At 72.0% G+C, this 25,554-nt stretch carries 2 protein-coding genes; both read right to left on the reverse strand.

All coding sequences use genetic code 11. The features are described from left to right. Positions 1–121: 121 nt before the first annotated feature. Complete coding sequence (fabD, locus tag ACH413_RS34935) at positions 122–2,341, reverse strand: ACP S-malonyltransferase (protein WP_360038222.1); 2,220 nt, start codon at positions 2,339–2,341, stop codon at positions 122–124. After that, positions 2,338–25,545, reverse strand: coding sequence for an SDR family NAD(P)-dependent oxidoreductase (locus tag ACH413_RS34940; RefSeq protein WP_396425425.1), 23,208 nt, complete (start codon positions 25,543–25,545; stop codon positions 2,338–2,340). Before ACH413_RS34940 ends, fabD begins: the two co-directional genes overlap by 4 nt. Positions 25,546–25,554: the final 9 nt, after the last annotated feature.

Here is a 25,554-nt window from a genome sequence, read left to right on the forward strand (position 1 = left end):
CGGGGAAGTGCCGAGGCGCCGCAGGGGCACGCGGGAGGTGGCGCGCACCTGCCTCGCTCACGGTCGCGGAGCGGCTTCCCGCTCCGGTACCTGCCCGGCGGTAATGCAGACAAATCGGACATCAGGCCGTTCGATGGCCGGAGAACTCGCTGGAGAACTCATTGAGGTGCGCCGCCGCGGCGTCGAGCAGCATCAGCCCGACCTCGTCGACGTGCCGGTGCCGCCACGACGCCTGGGGCGTGTCGCGCACCCACTGGTTGAAGGAACCCAGCGCCGGTCCTGTGTGGACCTGGTAGTTGACCTTGTCGTCCGTCCTGCCCTCCAGCGCGATCCGCGCGCTGTAACCGAAGTATCGCCGGAAGACCAGGGCCATCTTCTGCTTCGGCTGCCGGTCCGCGTGCTCGGCCAGCTCGGCCCTGCCGGTCGCCCGCAGGCGCACCGCCACGTCGTCCCAGACCTCGTCCAGCGGCTTGCGGAAGTAGGTGCGTTCGAGCAGCGAGCGGGTCTTCTCCGGCAGGTCGTCGAGGCTGCCGTAGTGGCTGTAGAGCGCGTGCAGCTTGTTGCCGCGGGCCGGGAAGAACACGCCCTTGCGCAGCACCTGGACCCTGCTGCCGAGCTCGAACATGTCGCCGGCCGGTGCGTACTCGGTGTCCTGCACGTCGATGTCCTGCAGCATGTCCTTGACGACGTCACTGGTCGCGGCCTCGACCGTGCACTGGTTGATCGAGCCGGTCACGACGAAGTCGGCGCCGAGCACGAACGCCGCCGCGACCGCCGTCGGTGTGCCGATCCCGCCGGCCAGTCCCATGCAGATCGGTTCGTCGTAACCGCGTTCGGCCTCCGCGCGACGCCGCAGTTCGAGCATCGACGGCAGCAGCACGGTCGGGATTCCGCCGTCGGTGTGCCCGCCGGAGTCGGCCTCGACGATGACGTCGTGGCTCATCGGCACGCGCCGGGCGAGGTCGGCCTGCTCCGCGCTGATCGCACCGGACCCGAGCAGCCGGTCCAGCACCGGGTCCGGGGGCGGCGCGAGGAACGACGCCGCGACCTCGGGCCGCGACACCTTGGCCACGACCCGGTGCTCGCAGATCGGGGCGCCGCCAGGGCCTCGCCGCAGCCCGGTCGCCCGGTAGCGCACGAGTGCCGGTGTCATCTGGATGAACGCCGACGCCTCGATCGTCCGGACGTGGTGGCGCAGCAGGAGGTCGACCAGTTCCTCTTCCGAGGCCGGGTTGTCGTGGTTCGCGATGAAGTTGACGCCGTACGGGCCGTCCTGTCCCACGGCGGCCTGGATCTCCTTGACGCCGCGTTCGATCTCCACCGGGTCGAGGCCGCCGGTGCCGTAGAACCCGAGCATTCCCGCCCGGCTGAGCCGGATGATCATCTTGGGCGAGCTGACCCCGCGGTACATGCCGCCCGCGACGTAGGCGAACCGGAGGCCGTGGCGTTCGCGGAAGGTCGCGCTGCCGAGTTCCTGTGCGCTGCCGGCCGGTGGGCGGTGGGTCGCGCGGGTCCGTTCGACGAGCTTGGTCAGCACGCGGCCGCCCAGCTCCACGAACTCCGTGACACCCGCGTCGAGCAGGTACCGCACGGTCTCGGTCCAGCGCACCGGACTCACCAGATGGCTCGCGAGGAGCTCCGCGGCGGCGCCGGCCGGGTAGGGAGCGGCGGTGGCGTTCGCGATCACCGGTGTGGCGGGCGCGCCGAGATCGACACCGCCGAGGAACCGGCTGAACTCCTGCTGCGCCGGGCGCATGAGCTCGGAGTGGAACGCCCCGGACACCCGCAGCCGGACCCAGCGGACCTCACGGGCCTGCAGGAACTCTCCGAGCGCCTCGATCGACTCGACGTCACCGGACACGACGCACTGGTCGGGCGAGTTGTCGTTCGCGACGACGAGCGAGCCGAATCCGCCCTGCCGCAGCAGATCGGTGACCTGTTCGCGGTCCAGGCCGGTCACGGCGATCATGCCGCCCCCAGCCGCGCCGGCCATCAGCTCGCCCCGGCGCTGGACGAGCCGCACGCCCGTCTCGAAGTCGAACGCGCCGGCCGCGTGCAGCGCGCAGTACTCGCCCAGGCTGTGCCCGGCGTAGAACGCTGCGGTCCCGCCATCCTCCTTCCAGCGCCGGTGGGCCAGCGCACCGACCACGAACAGCGCCGGCTGCGTGAACTCCGTGCGCTTCAGCTCGCGCCGCGGATCGTCCAGGCACAGCTCCCGCACCGAGTAGCCGAGCAGTTCCGAGGCTCGGTCGACCAGCTCGGGATAGGCGTCGAACAGATCACGTCCCATGCCCTTCGTCTGGGCCCCCTGGCCCGGGAAGATCACCGCTGACAGGCTCATGCCAGGCTCCGTTCGAAATCGGCCAGGCTGAGGGAGCCGTCTCCGGCGGCCTCGATCAACCGGGCCAGGAAGTCGTCCTCCGGTTCGGCGGTCACCGCGGCTCCCACGAGGGATCGAACGCGGAAACCGGTCAGCCGCACGCAGATCCGGCCGTCGTCGTCGCACACGTCGATGTCGAACGACTGCTCGCCCGGCGTCTGGCCCTCCGCCGCGAACCGGGTCACGGCCCAGGCCGTCGCGGGCAGGGGCGCGATCATCCGCACCTCTCCGACGGCGTAGGGCACGGCCGTGGTCGTGTCGTCCGAGGCGAACAGGCCGAGAGTGCTCTGGAAAGCCGCGTCGAGCATGCTCGGGTGCAGCGCGAACGTCCCTCCCGCGGCGGCGTCGGGCAGCCGCAGCCGGGCGACGGCGAGGCGTTCACCGCTGTGCACCCGTTCGATCGCCCTCATCGCCGGGCCGTAGGCGAGGTCGAGCTCGGCGAACCGCTCGTAGCATTCAGCTGCTTCGAGAACCGGTCCGTCGCACCGGCCGATCAAGGTGTCGATGTCGTGCGAGGACAACGGTTCCGTGCTCGCCTCCCGCAGCGCTCCCCGCCCGTACACCAGCGACGAGCCCTGACCGGACGAGCCGAATACCCGGTACGACACCCCACCGGAGGCCTCGACCGAGAGTCCGATGTGGACTTCGGTGGCGGTCCGGACGGTGAGGGGCAGTTCCCAGGTGACGTCGGTCAGTGACCAGGAACGGTCACCGCCCGCCAGTTCCGCCGCCGCCCTCGCCATTTCGAGGTAGGCCGCTCCCGGCAGCACCGCCGCGCCGCGCACCTTGTGGTCCGCGAGGAAGAACTCGCGGCCGGTGAGCTGCGTGGTGTAGCGGGGCCCGGCCAGGTCCGAGGTGTTGACGTGCACCAGCGGGTGCAGCTTCGACGCCTTCTCCCCCACCGGCGCGCTCGTGTCGATCCAGTACCGCTTGAGCCGGAACGGGTACGTCGGCAGCGAGATCCGCCGCGGCGACTCGGAGTGCCAGCGGGTCCAGTCGACCTCGGCGCCGCGGACCCATGCCCGCAGCACCTCCGCCGGGCTCGTTCCCGCCGGTGCCTCGGGAATCTCGTCCCGGGACACGCGGCCGGTGATGATCGTGCCGTCCGGTTCTCCGCGCAGCCACGACCTCAGGCCGGCCTGGAGCTCCGCGACCGTGCGCGCAACGCACCCCAGCCGCTCGGCCATCGGCGTCCGTCCGACGTGCGTGGTGTACGCGATCGAGGACAGCTCCGCGTCGCCGTGGGCGTGCAGCGCCTCGACCCATTCCTCGGCCAGGGACCGCAGCACCTCGGGGTGGCTCGCGGACAACACGACCGGAACCGGTTGTGAGGGCGGGGTTTCCGCCGACGGCTTCGCCCGGTACTCCTCCAGCACGACGTGGGCGTTGGCTCCGCCGAAGCCGAACGAGCTGATGCCCGCTCGCAGGGGCAGTTCCGCACCGGTGCTGTCCACCGGCGCACGCCACGGCTGCTGGTCCTGCACCAGGTAGAACGGCGTGCCGTCCAGCTTCACGTACGGGTTCGTCTTGTCGTTGTTCAGGTTGCGCACCAGCGTGCGGTGCTTCATCTGCAGCAGGACCTTGATCAGGCCGGCGATTCCGGCCGCGACCTCCAGGTGCCCGATGTTGGTCTTCACGGACCCGATGCCGACGTGCGGTTCGGCGACCTCCGTCGCACCGGTGTCGGCGTAGAGGTCCCGGAAGGCCTCCTTGAGCCCGTTGATCTCGACCGGGTCGCCGAGCCTCGTGCCGGTGCCGTGCGCCTCGACGTAGCCGATGGTGCGCGGATCGATCCCCGCCCTGCGGTGCGCGGAGCGGATGACCGCGGCCTGGGCCTTCGGGTTCGGCGCGGTCAGGGAGTTGGCGCGGCCGCCGTGGTTCTCGGCGGTGCCCCTGATCAGGCCGTAGACGTGGTCGCCGTCGCGTTCGGCCGCCGACAGCCGCTTCAGCACCAGCATGCCGACGCCCTCGCCGCGGCCGTACCCGTCGGCGTCGATCGAGAAGGTCTTGCTCCTGCCGTCCTCGGCGAGCATGCCCGCCATGTTCATGCTGATGTGCAGGTCCTTGTTGACGATGGTGTTGACCCCGCCGACGATCGCCATGTCCGAGGTGCCGTCCTGGATGGCGCACACCGCGCGGTGCACCGCGATGAGCGCACTGGAGCACGCCGTGTCGATCGGTTCGCTCGGGCCGTGCACGCCGAGGAAGTAGCTCATCCGGTTGGGCCCCATGCAGGGCGCGGCCCCGCTGGTGTCGTAGGCGTCCACCGCCGGCGAGTACTTCGCGACCATGCTCGGGTAGCCGGTGCTGGCGGTGCCGATGACGATCGCCGTGTCGGTGCCGTCGACGGACTCGGCCGAGTAGCCGGCGTCCTCCAGCGCCTTCCACGCGTAGAGCAGCAGGAGCCGCTGCTGCGGGTCCATCAGCTCGGCCTCACGCGGCGAGATGTCGAAGAACAGCGGGTCGAAGTCGCCCACGCCCTCGATGAAGCCGCCCCACTTGACGTTGCTGGTGTTGGGTTCGGTGACGGGGTCGCCGAAGCACTCCCGCCAGTCCCAGCGGTCCGCCGGGATCTCGCTGATGCAGTCACGGCCGTCCAGCAGGTTCTGCCAGAACTCCTCGATGTCGCGGGCCTGCGGGAACCGGCCGCTCATGCCGATGACGGCGATCGGGTCCTGGCCTGCCGGCTCGTGAACGGCGGCGGTGGTCACCGGAGCGTGCTCCGGGGCCGGTTCGGGTGTGGGAGCCGGGGCGGGGGCCTCTTCCTGTACCTCCGCCACCGTGACGCGGTCGGCGTGGTGCTCCAGCAGGAAGCCCGCGAAGCCGCTCAGCGCCGGGTGCTCGAACAGGATCGTCGGGTCCAGGTCGAGGTCGAACCGCCGGTTGACCGCCGCCACCAGTTCCGTCAGGGACAGCGAGTCGACGCCGTACCTCGACAGTTCGCGACTGCCCTCGATCCGGTTGGCCGGCAGGCGCAGCACCGCGGCGGCCATGCCGATCAGCTCGTCGAGCAGCACCTGGTGGGACGGAGTGGCCGCCGTGATCGGGGCCGGTTCCGGCCTTGCCTCCACAACAGGCTCCGGGGTCGGCGCCGGGGCGGCGCTGCCGAAGGCCTCGCCGTGGGTGTCCCTGAGGTAGGACGCGAACCCGTCGAGGGTCGGGTACTCGATCAGCAGCGTGGGCACCAGGCCCAGGCCGAACTCGTCGTTGAGCAGGCCGACGTACTCCACCAGCGAGATCGAGTCGAACCCGTACTCGGTCAGCTCCACCTCGCCCTCGATGTCGTCGACGGGCACGTCCAGCAGGGTCGCCACCCGTTCGGCGAGCAACCTGACCAGGACATCGTTCTCCGGCACGGAAAGGACCTCCTGTTCCGGGGTCGCGGGGGCGGTCAGGATGGTGCGCTCGATCCGTTCCCGGTCGCCGTAGATGACCAGGACGTGCGGCTCACCGCTGCCCCAGGAGCGGTAGAGGGCTTCCACGCCCACGTCCGCGGGCATCGGTAGCACGCCGACGGTGTCCCACATCGCCTGTTCGGTGGCGGCGTCGACGCGCATGCCGCCGTCCGTCCACAGTGGCCAGCCGATGCTGAGCGAACGACCGCGCCCTCGCGCTTCACGCCGTGCGGCGTACCCGTCGAGGAACGCGTTGGCCGCCGCGTAGTCGGCCTGGCCGGGGTTCCCGGACGCGGACAGCGACGAGAACCCGATGAAGAAGTCCAGGTCCTGCCCTGCCGTCGCCTCGTCGAGGTTGACGAAGCCGGTGACCTTGGCGGCGAACACCTCGCGCAACTGCTCGACGGTCTTGCGCACGAAGTAGCTGTCGCGCAGCACGCCGGCGGAGTGCAGCACACCGCTCAGTTCCCCGTGCGAGGCGACGACGTCCTGGACGCACCGGTCGACAGCGCCGCGGTCGGCGACGTCCAGCTGCCGGTACTCGGCTCGCGCACCGGACGCTCGCAGCTCGTCCAGGAGCTCGCGCTGGCTTGCACTGGCGGCGGACCGGCCGCACAGCACGAGCACGGCGTTCTGCACGGTGGAGGCGATCTCCCTGGCGAACACGGCGCCCAGACCGCCGGCACCGCCGGTGATCAGGTAGACACCGCCGTCACGCCACGGTCGCTCCGCCCTTGCCTCTCCCAGTGAGGTCCACCGCGCGACCTCCCGGCGCCCTCCGGCAACCCTGGTCACGACGTCGTCCACAGTGGACGCTTCCTGGCTCAGCCGTGCGGCCAGTTCCGTCGCGTTCGTGCCGGGTGCGACCAGCACGAGCTGGGTGAGCAGGCGGGTGCACTCGTTGCGCGCGGTGCGCAGCAGCCCGGCCAGTCCGGCGAGGGGCTGGTGCTCCTGGCCGTCCGGGACGACGACCTGCACGAGGACCCAGCCGTCGCGGCTCGCCTTGGCGGCGTCCTGGAGACGGGTCAGCAGGAACTCGGCCCGGCGGGTGTAGGTCGTGGCGAGGTCGTCGCCGCTGGGCAGCACCTCGCCGTGCACGCCCAAGCGGTCGGCGACGTCACCGGGGTCGACGTCCGCGAAGAGAACCTCGTGACGGACGAACTGCTTGGTCTCGGAGGCGGTGACGGACTGGTGCCAGCCGGGGCGGCCGAGCACGAGCGCACCGGGGCGCTGGTCCGCTTCGCGCGGCTCCTGCGCTTTCTGCTCGCTCGTGCCGAACTCGCGGAAGGTGAAGCCGAGCAGACGCACGCACACCCTGCCCGCGTCGTCGCACAGGTCGATGTCCAGCCGCCGGACGGTGCCGGGCAGGTCGTTGGACGACGGCCTGATGACCGCCCAGCCCTCCTCCGGCGTGGGCGCGTGGATCTGCGCCTCGGTGAGGGCGAACGGCAGGGCCGCGGTCACGTCGTCCCTGCCCTCGGCGAGCGCAAGGCCGTGGGTCGCCTGCAGGGCCGAGTCGAGCATGGACGGGTGCACGGTGTAGCCGTCACCGGTCCCGGCCGGCCTGCGCAGCCTGGCGACGATCAGGTTGACGCCGATCTCCAGCTTCTCGACGCCGCGCATGGCCTCGCCGAGATCCACCTCCGTGCCGCCGTAGCGGGCGTAGCAGGCGTCGCGGTCGAGCTTGTTCCGCGTGCACCTCGCTCGCAGCGCGGCGATGTTCAGCGTCGGTCGCGCCTCCTGCACGGAGGGCTCGACGCGACCTTGGCCGTGCACCAGCGTTTCGCCGCCGACGGTCGTCGTGATCTGGTACGAAAGGCCGCCGTCACGCGGTTCGAGCGTGACCTCGGCCGCGGTCGGGCCGGGGATCCGCGCCGGGCGGATCCAGACGACGTTGCGCAGCGTCACGCCGGTCCGGCCGTAGCCGTCGGCTTCCGCCGCCGCCCTGGCCAGTTCCAGGTACGCGACGCCGGGCAATACCGGGGTGCCGGAAAGACGGTGCTGGTCCAGGAAGAACTCCCGGCCGGTGAGGTCAGCCGCGTAGGACTTCCCTCGCTTGTGGACGGACAGCCCGGACGAGGTCAGCTTGACGGGTTGAGCAGAGACGGCAGGCCGAGCAGACACGACCGGCTGGTTTGGCGCGTCAGAGATCCAGTAACGCTCACCGCCGAACGGGTAGCCGGGCAGCGGCACCACGCGGAAGCCCTGTCCGAACAGGCCCCCGAGCACCGTGATCTCGCCACGCACGAACCGTTCCGCGACCTCGGCCAGCGGCAGACCTTCCGTTCCCACGGGCGCGGGAACGTCATCGGGCACCGAGCCGGCCACCACGGACTTCGCGTGACCGTCACGCAGCCAGGTGCGCAACGCACCGAGCCACTCGTCCCGATCACCGACAACCGCCGCCAGACGCAGGCTCTCGTGACGACGACCGGTCGCGAGGCTGTACGCGAGGTTCCCGAGGTCGAGATCGGGCCGGGCGTCGACGTGGGCGATCATCCGCTCGACGTGGGTGCGCAGCGTGGCTTCGTCCTGCGCGGACAGCACCACCAGCCACTCGTCCTGAGCGGGACGCTCGGGCAGGCTGTGCCCAGGCGTCTCCTCGACGACGAGGTGCGCGTTGGTACCGCTGGCACCGAAGGAACTCACGCCGGCTCGGCGCGGCCCCGAAGCGGGAGCAGACCACTCCCGCAGCTCGGTCGGCACGTGGAACGGGCTGCCCTGCAACGGAATCGCCGGGTTGGCGCGGGTGAAGTGCAGCGACGGCGGCACCTGCTGGTGGTGCAGCGAGAGCAGGGCCTTGATCGTGCCCGCCACGCCGGCGGTGAACTGGGTGTGCCCGACGTTGGTCTTGATGGACCCGAGCGCGCAGCCGCCCTCCGGCGCACCGGTGAAGGCCGCCGCCAGCGCACCGAACTCGATCGGGTCGCCGAGCGGGGTGCCCGTGCCGTGCGCCTCGATCATCTGGACGCCGCCGGGGCGCACGCCCGCGTCGCGGTGGACCTGGCGCACCAGGTCCTCCTGGGCCTGGGCGCTCGGCGCGGTGATGCCGTTGGTGGCGCCGTCCTGGTTGACACCGGATGCGCTGATCACGCCGTAGACGTGGTCGCCGTCGCGCAGGGCGTCGGACAGGCGCTTGAGCACCAGGACTCCGGCGCCCTCACCGGGCACCATCCCGTCCGCGGACGCGTCGAAGGTGCTGCAGCGACCGGTCGGCGACAGCATCTTCGCCGTGGCCGAGAACTCGTAGAGGCGCGGCGTCGCCTGGACGAACACGCCGCCGGCCAGTGCCATCGACACCGTGCCGAGCCGCAGCGCGTCACAGGCCAGGTGGATGGCGACGAGCGAGCTGGAGCAGGCCGAGTCCACCGAGAGGGCGGGGCCGGACAGGTTGAGCAGGTAGGAGATGCGCGACGCGATGACCGAGGCCATGTTGCCCCACATGGTCTGCGGGGGCCGTTCGTCGCCGATCAGCTCGTGGTAGTCGCCGGGGTAGGCGCCGACGTAGACGCCACAGCCGCGGTCGGTCAGCCGTTCACCGGCGTAGCCCGCGTCTTCCAGGGCGTGCCAGCACTCTTCGAGGAAGACGCGCTGCTGCGGATCGGTGTAGGTCGCCTCGACGCCGGACACGCTGAAGAACAGCGCGTCGAACCGGGCCGGGTCGTCGAGGAAGCTGCCGTACTGGCGGCCCGACCTCTTGCCCAGCTTGCCGTCGAGGTCCCAGCGGGTGACATCGCCGACGAGGTCGTCGCCCGCGGCCAGGTGTTCCCACAACCGTTCCGCGTCCGGGGTGTCCGCGAACCGGGCGGCGAGCCCGACGACCGCGATGGGTTCGTTGAGCGGCTTGGCGACGGACGGCCGCAGGTCGGCCGGGCCGCTCCCGTTCACCCAGGCACTGCGGCGCTGGAACGGGTAGGTCGGCAGCGGAACGCGCCCCACGTCCAGTCCGGTGAAGAGCTCCTCGCTCTCCAGCCGTCCGCCGTCCGTCCACTGTGCACGGACGCGGTCCAGTGCGGCGTCACGCGCCGGGTGCGAGGTCCCGTCGGCCAGCCAGTTCTCCAGGCGGGACAACAGGGTTCGGCGGTCCGCCGCGGCGAAGGCCACCCGGTTCACGAAGTGGGCGCGGCCGCGCACCAGGGTGTGGCTCACGTCGGCGAGCTGGATCTCCGGCGTCCCGCGCAGGTGCTCGGCGAGGTTCGCGACGAGCTGCCGCAACGCTTCCGGCCGTGGCGCGGACAGCGGGAACAGCAGTTCACGGCCGTCGTGCTGCCGTGCCGCGAGGGCCGGCGGCTCCTCCACCACGAGGTGGCCGTTGGTGCCGCTGAACCCGAACGAACTGGTCGCGGCGACGCGCTTGCCCCAGCGGTTCGGCTCCCACGGCGTCAGCTCGGTGTGGACGCGGAACGGGCTGCCGTCGAGCCGGATCGCGGGGTTCGTCTCGTCGTGGTGCAGCGACGGCGGCAACATGCCGTGCCGCAACGCGAGCACGATCTTGAGCACGCCCGCCACACCGGCGGCCGACATGGTGTGGCCGACGTTGCTCTTCAGCGAGCCCAGGGCACACCCGGTGGATCCCTCGGCGGCACCGAACGCGCGGACGAGCGCCTCGGTCTCGATGGGGTCACCGAGCTTGGTCCCGGTGCCGTGCGCCTCCAGCATGCCGATCTCGGCGGGGTCGACGCCGAAGCGCTCGTACACCTCGCGGATCAGCCGTTCCTGCGACGCCGCGCTCGGCGCCGTGATGCCGTTGGTCGCACCGTCCTGGTTGATCCCAGAGCCGCGGATCACCGCGTGCACGTGGTCACCGTCGGCGAGCGCGTCGGACAGTCGCTTGAGCACGATGACGCCGACGCCCTCGCCGGGCACGAACCCGTCGGCGGACGCGTCGAAGGTGTGGCAGCGGCCGGTCGAGGACAGCATTCCGGCGTGGCCCGCGGTCAGGTAGGTGTTCGGGGTCGTCTGCACGGCCACGCCACCGGCGACGGCCAGGTCGGTCTCCCCGTCGCGCAGGCTCTGGCACGCCAGGTGGATCGCGACGAGCGAGCTCGAGCAGGCGGTGTCGACGGCGATCGCCGGACCGTGCAGGTTCAGGTGGTACGCCACCCTGGCGGGCACGATCGACGGGGCGTTGCCCCACGCCGCCTGGGCCGGCGGACGCTCGGTGAACCACGACGTGTAGTCACCGCTGGTGCAGCCGACGTAGACGCCCGCACGCTTGCCGTCGAGCGCCGCGCCGACGTAGCCGGCGTTCTCCAGCGCCGTCCACGCCTCCTCCACGAACAGGCGCTGCTGCGGGTCGGTGTAGGCCGCCTCGCGACCGGACATGCGGAAGAACTGCGCGTCGAACTCCTCGATGCCGTCGAGGAAACCGCCCTCCCGGCAGGCCACGTCCGTCCACTCCGGACCGGAGACGTCCCAGCGCTCGATCGGGCCGACCAGGTCGTCGCCATCGGCGAGGTGCTGCCACAACGCGTCGAGGTCGGGCGATCCGGCGAACCGGCCGCTGACACCGATGATCGCGACGGGATCTTCCGAGTGCTGTTCGGGCACCACGGGTTCAACGGGCGCAGGCAGAACCTGGACGACCGGCGGCTCCGGGATCGCCTGCGGCACCGGGATCACCTGCGGCGCAACGGGTTCCTGCACCGCGACGGGCGCGACCGGCTGGTGTTCGGAGGCGATGTGGGCGGCCAGCAGTTCGACGCTGCGGTAGTCGAAGATCACCGTGGTGAGCAGGTCGAGACCGAGGCCGTCGTTGAGCTGCTGCACGAACCCGGCGCCCACGATCGAGTCGAGGCCGTAGTCGGCGAAGGCCCGCTCCGGATCGATCTGCGCCTCGGTCATCCGCAGCGCACCGGCCAGCTTCTCCAGCACCACCGCGCGGATCGACGTCTCCTGCACGACCTCGGCGGGTGCCGGGGCCGGCACCGGGGCGAGCACCTCCTTGATCTCGCCGGGACCTCGCGACACACCGTCGCTGTGGGCGAGAACGACCTGCTGGCCGAGCGGTTCCCCGTCCGCCGCCGCGTGCACGAACCCGGTGAAGCCCTCCTGTTCCAGGACCGCGCGCCACGAGTCCGGGGACAACGCGGGACCGCCGGGCACCCTCAGTTCCGGGTCGGTGTGCTCCCACCAGCCGTCCAGCAGGCCGAACGTGAGGTGGTTGACCAGGTAGAAGCCGCTGATCTCGTTGAGCGCGAGCTGGCCGCCGCCCCGCAGCAGCGCCTTGGCCCCGCGCAGGGTGGCGCGGACGTCCTCGGTGGCGTGCAGCACGTTGGCCGCGATCACGACGTCGAACGTGCCGAGGTCCAGTCCCTGCCCGTGCGGCGGGATGGAGGCGTCGAACAACCGGTACGTCAGGTAGTTGTGCGCCGCACCGAACGAGTCCTCGGCACGGTGCAGGAACGCCCGCGAGATGTCGGTGAAGCAGTACTCGGCCACCGGCAGGCCTTCACGCTTGAGCCGCTCCAGGACCACGCGGGTGGTACCGCCGGTGCCCGCGCCGACCTCGAGCAGGCGCAGCGACGCGCCCGGTTCCGCCGCGAGCCGGGCCCGCAGGAACGAGACGACGTGCTCGGCCAGCACGGCGTTGAAGTGGTCGGCGACCCGGTTGTCCCGGTACACGCCCTCGACCAGGTCGAACGACCCGTTCGGGAAGAGCACGTCCGTGGCGAGCACCTCGCCGCGCAACACCGAGGGCAGCACGGGAACGGTGCGGGCGAGCAACGCGAGCGGCGTCCGCAGGTCGGAGTTGGCCTCCACCCACCGGTTCGTGCAGCGCGCCCACTCCTCCCGGCACGTCGCGGAGTCCGCGGTCAGCGCCCAGCGGCCGGTGGCGTCGACGAGGCCGTGCTCGGCCAGCGCGCGCAGCATCGGGGGAACCCAGGCGGCGAACCGGGCGTCGGCGCGGAGGTACGACGGGCCGGCGAAACCCGCGTCCCGCAGTTCGGCGGCGACCCAGCGGCACAGCGCGGCGTCGATCTCGGCCGGCACCGGTCCGTCCTGGTAGGCCGCGAGCGCGACCGGCAGCCGTGGTTCCACGGTCTGGACCGGCACGACGGCGGCCCGCGGGCACACCGCCGCGACCTCACCGGTGAGCACGCCCTCCACCGGGAGCGGACGGCCCAGTCGCAGGAAACCGGCGACGTCGAGCGGACCGGCGAGCAGGGCCTCCACCGCGGCCATCGCGGTGACCGGGTCGATCGGGGCGAGACCGATCGACGCCATGCCCTCGATCAGGTCCTCGGTGACGTTGCCCCAGTAGCCCCAGTTGATCGTCTTGACCGCGCATCCGAGCGAGGCGCGCAGTCCGTCCGCCACCGCGTCGACGTAGGCGCAGGCCGCGGCGTAGTGCGCCTGGTTCGCGTTGCGGATGAAGCTGACCAGCGAGGACACCAGCAGGACGAAGTCGGGTTCGACCCCGGCGAACGCCTCCGCGAGGTGCACGGCCGGGTCCACTTTGGACGCGAGCGTCGCGGCGAGCTCGTCGTCGGTCAGCGCGTTGATCGGGGTGTGCGTGAAGGTCATCGCGAGGTGCACGATCCCGTCGACCCGGCCGTACCGGGCGACCACCTCGTCCCTGACTCCGCGCAGAGCCCGCGGATCACCCGCGTCGGCCTGCAGGTAGAGCGGTTCCGGACCGGTGATGCCTGCCTTGCGGGTACGCAGCTCGTCGTTCTCGGCACGCCGGCCGACCCACACGACCTTGGCCCCGTGCGTGCGGGCGAGGTACTCGGTCAGCACGACCCCGAGGTCACCGGCACCGCCGATGAGCACGTACACGCCACCGCGGCGAATCGCGGAGGTCGCGGGCACGGGCAGATCCGCCCGGACGAGCTTGCGGCGCAGCCACTGACCGCCGGCCTGCACGACGGGGTGCGCGCGCCGGTCGCCCGGCAGGCCGAACACCTCGGCTGGCTGCCAGGGCGCGTCCTTCGCGAGGTCGACGGCCCTGACCCGCCAGTGCGGCTGTTCCTTGGCCAGTGCGCCGATGAACCCGTGCAGGCTCGCCTGAGCCGGGTCCCCGCCGCTGCCGCAGAACGCGCCGCGGGTGAGCAGGGTGAGTTCGAGCTGACTGCCCGCATACCGCGCCTGCACGGCGTTGACCATGTGCAGCAGGCGCTGCACGGCGGCGCGGTGGTCGCGGATGCGTTCGGCCGGAGTGCCACCCGTGCGGGTCGGCACCGAGAGCACGACGTGGTCCGCGTCGCCGGGGATGGGGCCGAAGCCGTCCCAGGTGATCGCGTCCGGCACCGCCTGCTGCAGGACCGCGAGGTCGTCGACGCCCAGTCCGATGGCCAGCATCCGGCCGGAGAACTGGACCTCCGCCGGTCGTTCGACCTCCCAGACCGGGCAGAGGGTGAGGTCGCCCTCCGGCAGCACGTCATCTGCCGTGGCACGGGGTTGGGGCGCGGGAGTCGGCGCTGACGCTGGAACCGGGCTGGCCGGAGGCGTTGGCACGGCCGAAGGCGCTGCCGCGGGAACCGAGCTCGCCGGAGGCGCCGGAACGGTCGAACGCGCTGCCGGAACAGCCTGCAACGGGGTGGGAAGTGTCGCTGTGGCAGCAATCTGCTCGGTGGAGAACTCCGCCGGGCTCCCCCCGTTCGGCAGCAGGTCGGTGTACCAGTAACGCTCCCGTGCGAACGGATACGTCGGCAGGCCCACCTTGCGCGGGCGCGGCCCGTCGGCGTGCAGACCCGACCAGTCCACCCGCACGTGGCTCACCCAGGCCTCCGCCAGCGGCGCGAGCCTGCGCCGCGCGACCCAGCGGGCCAGCGTCTCCTGGAAGTCCTCGTCGTCCTTCAGCGCCGCGAGCGAGCCCGCCGTGCCGGTGCCGTCGCCGACGAACGTGTCCGCGGGCAGTTCCGCACCGGTGGCGTAGGCGTCCAGCGCCGCCACCAGGGCGGGCAGATCACGGACCACCGTGGCGAACCGCGCGGTCATCGGCTCGCGGCCGGCCTGCAGGGTGTGGGCGATGTCGGGCAGGTCGGCGTCGCTCCACGCGCCGTCGCGCAGTTCGTCGCGCAGCCGCTCCGCCGACTCGCGCAGCCGCTCGTGGTCCGTTGCCGAGAGCACCACCGCCTGGGCCTCGGCTGCACGCTCAGGACGTTCGGGCACGATGTACTCCTCCACGAGCAGATGGGCGTTCGATCCACCGGCGCCGAAGGCCGAGACCACCCCGGCCCTGGGCTGGGCGCCGGTGCGGGGCCAGGGCGCCGCGTCGCGCTGCAGCACGAACGGCGTGCGGCTGAAGTCGATCTCCGGGTTGACCTCGGCGGAGTGCAGGGACGGCGCGTAGGTGCCGTGCCGCATCTGCAGCAGGAGCTTGCCGAGGCCGGCGATGCCCGCCGCCGCCTCCAGGTGGCCGATGTTCGACTTGACCGAGCCGATCGCGCAGAAGCCGCGGTCGTCGGTGAACTCGGAGAACGCCGAGGTGAGTCCGGCGATCTCGATCGGGTCGCCCAGTGGGGTGCCGGTGCCGTGCGCCTCGACGTACCCGATCCGCCGCGGGTCGACCCCGCTGCGGCGGTACACCTGCTTGATCACCGACGCCTGCGCGACCGGGTTCGGCACGGTGAAGCCGTGGGTGTGGCCGCCGTGGTTGACCGCGGTACCCCGGATGACACCGAGGATGCGGTCGCCGTCGGCCTCCGCGTCGGCCAGCGGGCGCAGCAGCACCGCGCCGACGCCCTCACCGGGGACGTAGCCGTCGCCGCCCGCTCCGAAGCTGCGGCACCGGCCGTCGCTCGAGGCGAACTGGGTCTGGCCGATCATCAGGTACTTGCTCGGGTGCAGCGAGAGGTTCACGCCGCCGGCCAGCGCGACGCCGCACTCGCCGCGGCGCAACGCGGCGACCGCCAGGTGGATCGCGGTCAGCGCGGCGGCGCACATCGTGTCGACCGCGATGCTCGGGCCGTTCGCGTCGAAGAAGTACGAGACGCGGTTCGCGATCGAGGCCAGGCTTCCCGGCACGACCAGCGGCTCGCCGCGCACGCCCTGCTCGGCGCCGTAGAGCTGGTACTCGGTGTACATCGCTCCGGCGAACACGCCGATGTCTCCGGCGTCCTCGCTCACCACGGCCCTCGCCGCGGCCCGCAACGAGTCCCTGGTGTGGCCCGCGTCCTGCAGCGTCTCGTAGGCCGCCTGCAGGAACAGCCGCTCCTGCGGGTCCATTGTGGACGCGGCGCCCGGCGAGATGCCGAAGAACAGCGGGTCGAACTCGTCCACGCCGTCGAGGAAGCCGCCCCACTTGGCGTAGGTGCGTCCCGGCTTGCCACGACGCGGGTCGAAGTAGCGGTCGTGGTTCCAGCGGTCGGACGGGATCTCGGTGACGCTGTCCACCCCGTCGAGCAGGTTGGCCCAGAACTCGTTCAGGTTCCGCGCACCGGGGAAGCGCCCAGAGATGCCGATCACCGCGATCGGCGTCTCCTCGTCCGTCCGCGCGGGAGCCGGAACGACCGGTTCCGCGACCGGAGTGACCACGGGAGCAGGAGCGGCCACGACCTCCGGCTGAGCGGTCGGCAGACCGACGAGCGCGGCGAGCGCGTCCGGCTGGGTCTTCACGAAGTGGGCGGCCAGGCCGTCGATCGTGCGCACCTCGAAGAACAACGTGCTGCCGACGTCGTCGAGCCCGCGGCGCACCGCTTCGGTGAGCTGGACGACGAGGATCGAGTCGATGCCGTACTTGTCGAAGGTCACGTCGGCGCGCACCGAGGAGACCGGCAGCTGCAACACGTCCGCCACCAGTGCGCGGAAGTGGTCGCGTGCTCGCTCCAGCAACTCGTCCTCACGGCCCGCAGAAGAAGCGGCCGACGAAGCTGCCGGCGCAACGGGCTCGACGGTCTCCGGAACGGCCTGCACGGCAGGCACGGACACCGGCTCGTTCTGCGGGCCGTCCGGGAAAGCCGCCCCACCTTCGGGAACCGGCTGCCGGACGACGTCGTCCGCACAGGCCACGAACACCTGCTGGCCGAGGTCGTCAGCGCCCTCCGCCGCGACGAACGCCGACCGGAAACCGGTCTCGCTCAACGCCCGCAACCAGTCCGTGGGCGTCAGTCCGGGAGAACCCGGGATGCGCAGGGCCGGGTCGTCGTAGCGCCACCAGCCTTCGAGCAGGCCGAACGTGAGGTGGCTGAAGTAGACGTTGTCGCTCAGCTCGTTGAGCAGCAGCACGCCGTTCGCGCGCATCGCCGCCTTGGTGTTGGTCAGGGTCGTGCGGATGTTGCGGGTCGCGTGCAGCACGTTGGTGGCGACCACGACGTCGAACCCGCCGACGTCGAGCGACTGCTCCGCCAGCGACTTCTCGACGTTGAGGATGCGGGTGTCCAGGTAGGGCGCGATGTCGCTGAACGAGCGGCGCGCGTGCAGCAGGAACGCCTTCGAAAGGTCGGTGTAGCAATAGGTTTCGATGTTGTCGCGCCACGGTGCGAGCCGGCCGAACACCACCCGGCTCGTGCCGCCGGTGCCCGCGCCGATCTCCAGCATCCGCAGCCGCACGTCCGGGTTCTCGGCCACCCGTGCCCGCACGTGGTCGACGAGCGTGTCCGCGAGGACGTCGTTGAAGTAGTCGGCGACCGGGTTGTTGCGGTAAACCGCCTCCACGAGTTCGAGGGAGGACTTGGGGAACATGACATCGGTGGCGGGACGGCGTCCGGTCAGGATGTCGTTCAACGCCCGCAACGTCGTGTCGACGAGCACCGCCTGCGGCCTCTTGCCGTCGTTGTCCAGCCACGGCGTGCGGTCGGCGTCCCAGCGGCGCCAGGCGGCGGCCAGGTCTGCCGGACGCGCGTCGACCGCGGTGTAGCGGCCGTCGACGGAGCTCAGCAGGCCTTCCCGTGCGAACACGTCCAGCGTGTGCTGAAGCCAGCGGCGGTAGAGAGCGGTGATCCCGCCCTTGGCCATCCAGTCGTCGAGCGTGCCCGACTGGCCGGGACCGAACAGGCCGAGGTCGCGCAGCAACGCCCAGGTGATCCGGACGAGGGCTGGTTCCATGGACCGGCCGTGCCCGTCCGCGGCGATCCGCACGCGTTCGATGGCGGCCTGCCGGTCCGGCCGTGCCGCGAGCAGCGCGGCGGCCGGCGAGGAGTTCTTGTGCGGCAACGCCGTGAGCGTGCTGCGCTCGTAGAACGTCGCGATGCTGCGGGAGTCCGCGGCCTTCAGCAGTGCCAGGCGGTCGTGGGACGAGCCGAGCAGGTGGTCGACGGCGGCCATGCCCTCGTCCGGTTCGATCGAGCCGAGCCCCAGCCGTGCCATCCTGCGCCGGTAGCCGTCCTCGGCCACGATGCCGACGTTGCCCCAGTAACCCCAGTTCATCACCTTGACCGGGCAGCCGAGCCGGGCGGAGAGCCCGCCTGCGTAGGCATCGGAGAACGTGCAGCCGGCCGCGTAGTTGGCCTGGCCGGGGGCGGTGAAGAACGCCTGCATGGACGAGAAGAAGACGACGAACTCCAGTGGCTGGCCCGCGAAGACCTCCGCCAGTGCGACGGTCACGCCGGCCTTGGCCGCGTAGGTCGTCAGCAGCAGTTCCTCGTCCATCCGCGCCACGCTCCGGTCGCCCAGGACGATGGCGGTGTGCAGGACACCGTGCACCGGCCCGTACTTCCGGACGATCTCGTCACGAGCGCGCCGCAGATCGTCCACATCGGACGCGTCGCACGACATGTAACCGGGACGCGGGCCGAACGCGGCGAGCCGGTCCTGCTTCGCGGTGATCTCCGCGTCGAGCGGACGGCGGCCGATCCAGACGACCTGCGTGCCGTGGCGGCGCAACAGGTGCTCGGTCCACGCCTCGCCGATGCCACCCGCGCCACCGATGGCGACGACGACTCCACCGGGCGCGCGCGGCGCGACGACAGGTCCGTCGGCGGCCACCTCGACCAGCCGCGGCAGCAGCCACTCGCCGTGACGCAGGGCCGCGACGCCCCCTCGTGCCGCCGCGGGCGGGTTCAGCACGGCCTCGAAGGGCACCGCCTGTCCTGCCGCGATGTCGACGACCCTGACCTGCCAGTGCGGGTACTCCTTCGCCACCGAACCCAGCAGGCCGTGCACTCCCGCATGCGTCGCGTCCACGGTCTCGTCGTCGGTCACCCGGCCGGCCGGCCGGGTGACGGCGGTGAAGCCGATCTCGCGGCCGTCGGCACCCTGAGCGAGCAGGGCCTTGATCCAGCGGAAGACGGTGAACGTGCCGTCGGTGCCGCCGCTCTCGGGTGCGAGCCACACGACGTGGCCGGCGTCGGCGGGAAGGCTCTGGTGCTCCTCGGTTCCGAGCACGGTGGCTCCGGGGAACCGGGCCAGGAACGCGCTGCGGTCTGCTGCCCCGCCACCGGCGAGCACCAGGCGGCTGCCGAGGGCGGCCTCCAGCTCGACGCCGTCCGGAACCGCGTCCCAGACCGGGGCGAGCAGGGCCGTGCGCAGGGCGGGTCCTTCGGTGACCCGGCGGAAAGCGAGTCCGCGCAGGCGGACGGCGACGCGACCGGACTCGTCGCAGACGTCGATGTCCACAGTGGACGTCTCGGTACCGCCACCGGTGTGTCGCAGGTGCGCCCACATCGTGCCGGAGACCGGCCTGAGGAGGTCGATCCTGTCGATGGCGAACGGCAGGGCGGGACGTCCGCCGCTCTCCGCGAGCTCGCCGTTCTCGCCGCCGAAGAGGCCGACGACCGCCTGCACGGCGCTGTCGAGCACCGCCGGGTGGACGGCCAGGTCGTCGTCATGGGCACCGGCCGGGACGACGAGCTTCGCGAGCACCTCGCGGTCGCCGATGGCCAGGTTTTCGAGTGCGCGCAGGCGAGGCCCGTGAGCGATGCCGACGGCGTCGAGCGCAGCACGGCACTGCTCCGCGCTCAACGTCCGGCTGCCGCACCGCGCCCTGATGGCGTCCAGTGCCACCGTTTCAGCCGATCCTGGCTGGACGTAACGGCCTTGGGCGTGCACCTCCGTTTCGCCCTGGCAGACGCGGAATCCGTCGCCGTCGCGCTGCACCGTCAGGTCCGCGCCCTCGGCACCGACCGCGAACGGCTTGGCCCACACGAGGTCGCGGATGCCCACAGCCTCGAACGTGCCGCTGGTTGCCGCGCGGCGGGCGAACTCCAGTGACAGCACCGCGGGAAGCACGGCGCGGCCGTTGACGTGGTGATCGGCGAGGAAGAACTCCTGACCGGTGAGCCGGGTGCGGTAGGCGGAACCACCGGGCGTGGGCCAGTAGCGCTGCCGCTGGTACGGGTAGGTGGGCAAGGGAACGATCCTCCGCACTGCGGCCGGGAAGGCCGTGTCGAGGCCGGCGAGGTTCTCGCGCACGAACGCGGACGCCAGCTCACTGGCCGTGCTGGGAAGGACGCCGTCGCGCGGTGCGGCGTCGACGGCGACCTCGCCGTGGAGTGCACCAGTCGAGCCGGAAAGCCAGGCGCGCAGGCGTTGCGAGGCTTCGGTCGTGCTAGACGCGACGACGGCGAGGCGGTGCGGCAGGGGTGCGCGGCCGGTCGCGAGGCTGTACGCGACCTCCGCGGCGGACAGGCGCGGTTCGCGCTCCAGGTGAGCGGCCAGTCGTGCGGCGACCTCGCGCAGGGCTTCCGGCGACCGGGCCGACAGCAGGAACGGCTGCTCCCCCGCGGTGTCCGCGACCGGCTGGCGCTGGTACTCCTCCAGCACGACGTGGGCGTTGGTCCCGCTGGCGCCGAAGGAACTGACGGCCGCGCGACGCGGCCCCTGCTCGGGCTCCGGCCAGGCGACGGTCTCCGTGTGCACGGTGAACGCGCTGCCCTGCAACGGAATCCGCGCGTTCGCCCCGGTGAAGTGCAGCGTGGCCGGAATCGTGCGGTGCCGCAGCGCGAGGACGGCCTTCACGACACCGGCGACACCCGCGGCGAACTGCGTGTGGCCGAGGTTCGACTTGATCGACCCGAGTGCGACGCTGCCCGGCCGTGCGCCGGCGAAGACCTTCGACAGCGCCCGGAACTCGATCGGGTCGCCCAGCTGCGTGCCGGTGCCATGGGCCTCCACGAACTGGACGCCACCGGTGCCCAGGTTGCTGTGCACCTCGCGCAGCAGGCGTTCCTGGGACATCGCGCTCGGCGCGGTGATGCCGTTGGTGGTGCCGTCCTGGTTGACGCCAGAAGCACGCACGACGGCGTGGATGTGGTCGCCGTCCCGTTCGGCGTCGGCGAGCCGCTTGAGCACGATCGCGCCCGCGCCCTCACCGGGCACGAACCCGTCGGCGCCGGTGTCGAAGCTGCGGCAGCGGCCCGACGCCGAGAGCATCCCGGCGACGGAGGCGGACCGGTAGAGCCGATTGGTGTTCTGGACGAAGACGCCACCGGCGATGGCGAGGTCGGCGGTGCCCGCGAGCAGGTCGCGGCACGCGAGGTCGATCGCGACGAGCGAACTGGAGCACGACGTGTCGACCGTGAGTGCCGGGCCGGTGAAGTCGAGCAGGTAGGCGATCCGCGACGCGACGACCGAGCCCATCGTGCCCCACAACGCCTGGGCGGGCGCGTCTTCACCGAGGTGCTCGGAGTAGTCGCCCGCGTAGCAGCCGACGTAGACGCCGGCCCGTGTGCCGCGGCGGCGCCCACCGGTGTAGCCCGCGTCCTCCAACGCGTTCCAGCACTGCTCCAGGAAGATGCGTTGCTGCGGGTCCATCGCCGTGGCCTCGACACCCGAGATGCCGAAGAAGGCCGGGTCGAACTGGTCGATGTCGCGCAGGAAGCTGCCGGTGCGGCAGGCGATCCCGGCGGGCAACGGCCAGCGCGTCACGGGTTCGATCAGATCGGTGCCGGCAACCAGGTGCGCCCACAACGCGTCCGGGTTCTCGGCGTCGCCGTATCGTGCGGCGAGACCGACGATCGCGATCGCGTCGTCCTGAGTGGACGCGGTGGCGGCAACGGGTGCGGCGGACGGACGGGAGCCGGCCAGGAACGTGATGAAGCGCTCGGCCGTGCCGTGGTCGAACAGGTCGGTGGTGTCGACGTCGGTGCCGAGGACGTCGTTGAGCCGGTGCACGAGGCTGACGCCCAGGATCGAGTCGAGGCCGTAGTCGGCGAACGGGCGGTGCCGTTCGATCTCGGAGACCTGCATCTGCAGGATCTCCGCGAGCTCGGCCAGCAGCACGCCCTCCACGTCCACCGACGGCGCCGGGCGCGCCACGGGTGCAGCCTCGGGCTGCAGTGCGACGGGCTCGAACCAGAACTCGGGTCCCGCGAACGGATAGCCGGGCAGGTGCACGCGCCGCGCGCCCGCACCGTCCACTTCGGACCAGTCGATCGGCGTGCCCTTGACCCAGAAGGACGCGAGCTCGGCGTGGCCGCCGTTGGCGAGCCAGTGCGCGATCAGCTCGCGCAGCTCGGGTTTGGCGGCCAGCGCGGCCAGCGTCTCGTTGTTCGCCTCGACGCGACCGCGCCACCACGACTCGCCGGACGCGTCGGTCGCGGGAGCGGCGAGGAACGCCCGGATCTGGCGACGCCATTCCAGGGCGTCCCGCGCCACGAAGCACACCCGCTCCGTCATGGCCTCCCGTCCGGTGCGGAGGGTGGTCGCGATGGCGGCGAGGTCCGGCGACTCCTGCGTGTCGAGCCACTGCGCCAGTTCTGCCACGCGGGCCCGCAGGTCGTCCTCGGTGCGAGCGGACACCGGCAGCAGTTCCGGAGTCCCGTGCGAGGGCTGGGGTGCCGCGACGGAAACGTGCTCGGCGACGATGACGTGGGCGTTCGCACCGCCCGCACCGAACGAGGAGATGCCGGCGATCCGGCGCCCACCTTCGGGACGGGGCCAGGCCCCGCTGGTGCGGGACAGCTCGAACGGCGTCGCCGCGAAGTCGATGTTCGGGTTGGTGCGCTCGGCGTGCAGCGTCGGCACGAGCTCACCGTTGCGCAGCTGGAGCACGACCTTGGTCAGCCCGGCGATGCCCGCCGCCGCCTCGAGGTGGCCGATGTTCGACTTGACCGAACCGATCGCGCAGGAGCCGGCCGCGTCCGGTTCGAAGGCCTGGGTGAGTCCGTCGATCTCGACGGGGTCGCCGAGCCGCGTACCGGTGCCGTGCGCCTCGATGTACCCGATGTCGCCCGCTTTGAGCCCCGCGGCCTGGATCGCCTCGCGGACGACGGCGGCCTGGGCGCGCGGGTTCGGCACGGTGTAGCCGTTGGTGCGGCCACCGTGGTTGATCGCGGAGCCGAGGATCACCGCGTGGATCGGGTCGCCGTCCGCCTCGGCCGCCGCCAGCGGCTTGAGCAGCACCGCGCCGACGCCCTCGCCGGGCACGAAGCCCTCGCCGCCGTCACCGAAGCTGCGGCAACGGCCGTCGGCGGCGAGCATCCTGGAACGGCACAGCTCCACGAAGGTCGACGGGTGCAGGTAGAGGTTCACCCCACCCGCGATGGCGACCTCGCACGCACCTTGGCGCAGGTGCTCGCACGCCTCGTGGATCGCGGTGAGCGAGGCCGAGCACATGGTGTCGACCGGCAGGCTCGGGCCGCGCAGGTCGAGCAGGTAGGAGACGCGGTTGGCCAGCGAGGCGAACGAGGTGCGCGGCGACCGGCGCGGACCGCTCACGGGCGGCGGCACGTTGCGGTCGAAGCCGGTCTTGGTCACCCCGGCGAACACGCCGACCCTGCCCTGGTGCCGGGTGGCGAGCCGGTCCCGCGTGTAGCCGGCGTCCTCGAGCGCGGACCACACGGTCTCGAGGAAGAGCCGCTCCTGCGGGTCGATGTCGGCGGCCTCGCGCGGGGAGATGCCGAAGAACGCCGCGTCGAAGCGGGCGAAGCCGTCGAGGAAGCCGCCCCACTTGCTGTAGCTGGTGCCGGTGTCGACGGCCTTCTGCTGGTCGGGTTCGAAGAAGCCGTCGAGCGCCCAGCGCTGGGCCGGGACCTCGCGGATGCTGTCGCGGCCCGCGCGGAGGTTGGCCCAGAAGTCGTCCAGGGTCGGGGCGTCGGGGTAGCGGCCACCCAGACCGATGATCGCGATCGGCTCGCCCGCGGGGTCGGGGCGCGGACCGGTGGGTGCCGGGCGCGGGGTGACCTCAGCCAGGGGTCCGGGGCGTGAAGCCGCCGCCACGGAAGCAGGGCGCGGGGCCACCGCCGCGGGAGCGGGGCGTGAAGCCGCCGCCACTGGCGCGGGGCTTGAAGTCGCCTCCATGGGAGCAGGGCGCGGGGCCACCGCCGCGGAAGCGGGGCGTGAAGTCGCCTCCACGTCGGGCGAGGGGCGTGACGCCGCCTCCGCCACGGGCGCGGGGCGCGGGGCCACCGCCACGGGAGCGGGCGCCAGGCCTGCCGTCACCCCAGTCACGTCCGCCACGTTCGCGACGTCGGCGCCGTTCGCGGCGTCGGCACCGTTCGCGGCAGCCACGACCTCGGCGTCCTCCACCCAGCGCGCGCAGCCCTCCGGGTGGCGTTCGACCAGGTACGCCGTCAGCTCCGCGAGCGTCGGGTACTGGTAGAGCACGGTCTTCGGCAGTGCGCCGAACCACCGCGCGAACCGCTTGTTCAGCCGGGTGACCGTGATCGAGTCGATGCCGTGGCTGTCGAGCGGCGCGGTGGCGTCGAGCGTCGAGGGGTCGAGTCGCACGGTCTCGGCGATCAGGCTCTTGAGCCGTCCGAGCACCCGCCCGTGGAGGTCGTCGGTGCCGGTCATCACGTTTCCTTCCCCGGAGATCACGACGTGGGTGGCACCGAGCGCGACGGCTCCGTGCAGCGCGGCCAGCGCGGCCTCGGTGGGCAGCGGCGGGCCGAAGCGCTCGGTGAGCGCGGGAAGTTCCTCGGCCGGCACGCTCATGCCGCCGTCGCGCCACAGCGGCCAGGCCAGCGAGACGCTCGTTCCGTGCCGTTGGCCGCGGGTGACGAGCTCCTGCCGGTGCGCCGAGTAGGCGTCGAGGAAGCCGTTGGCCGCTGTGTAGGCGGCCTGGCCGGCGTTGCCCAGGTTCCCCGCGGCGGCGGAGAACGCGGCGAAGAAGTCGAGCGGGAGATCCCGGCTCGCCTCGTCGAGGTGCACCAGTCCGGCGACCTTGGGCGCGAGCACGCTCAGGAAGTCCTGGTAGGACGCACGAATCAGGTAGTCGTCCCGCAGCAACGCGGCCGCGTGCAGGATGCCGTCGAGCCGGCCGTGCCTGCGGACGACACTCGCGACGAGTTCGCGCACCGCCGCCGCGTCCGTGACGTCGACCCGGTGGTACTCCCCCGGCCCGTCCGCCACAGCGGACCGTCCGCACCGCACGACGACCGCGTCCGGAGCGTGCCGGGCGACGTCCTCGGCGAGCAGGCGGCCGATTCCGCCCCCGCCACCGCTGATCAGGTAGACGCCGCCGGCGCGCCACACCGGGGACGCAACAGCGGACGCCGGTTCCCAGCTCACGGTCTCCCGCCCGGCCGGGGTGTGCCGCACGTGCTCGCCCTGACCGTTCAGGGCCGCCACGAGATCGGCGGCGGAGGGCTCGTAGGTGAACTCGGCCAGCTGGACGGTCAGGCCGGGGTCCTCCTGCGCGCCGGTGCGCAGAAGTCCCAGCAGCCCGCGGTAGAGCGAGTCCGCACGGCAGGCGACCTGGACGACGCACGGGCGTCCGTCCGAAGTGGACATCAGCCGCTTGAGCTCACCGAACAGCCGGACGGCCGCACGCTCGTAGGCGATGTGCGGGGCGTCACCGCCGGTGGTCACCTCAGCGGTCTGGACGCCGGGCAGGTCGATCGCGGGCAGGTCGCACAGCACGACCAGCCGCCGTCCGCCGGCGGGTGCCGGCGGGACCTCCTGGCCGGCACGCCACACGGGCACGCGCAGGATGCTGCGGGTCACGACGAGGGT

This window comes from Lentzea sp. NPDC020367 (assembly GCF_044387305.1).
Lineage (GTDB): Bacteria > Actinomycetota > Actinomycetes > Mycobacteriales > Pseudonocardiaceae > Lentzea.

Coding starts and splice junctions, on each gene's coding strand:
- fabD (WP_360038222.1), bottom strand. CDS start 2,341: ATGAGCCTGTCAGCGGTGATCTTCCCGGGCCAGGGGGCCCAGACGAAG.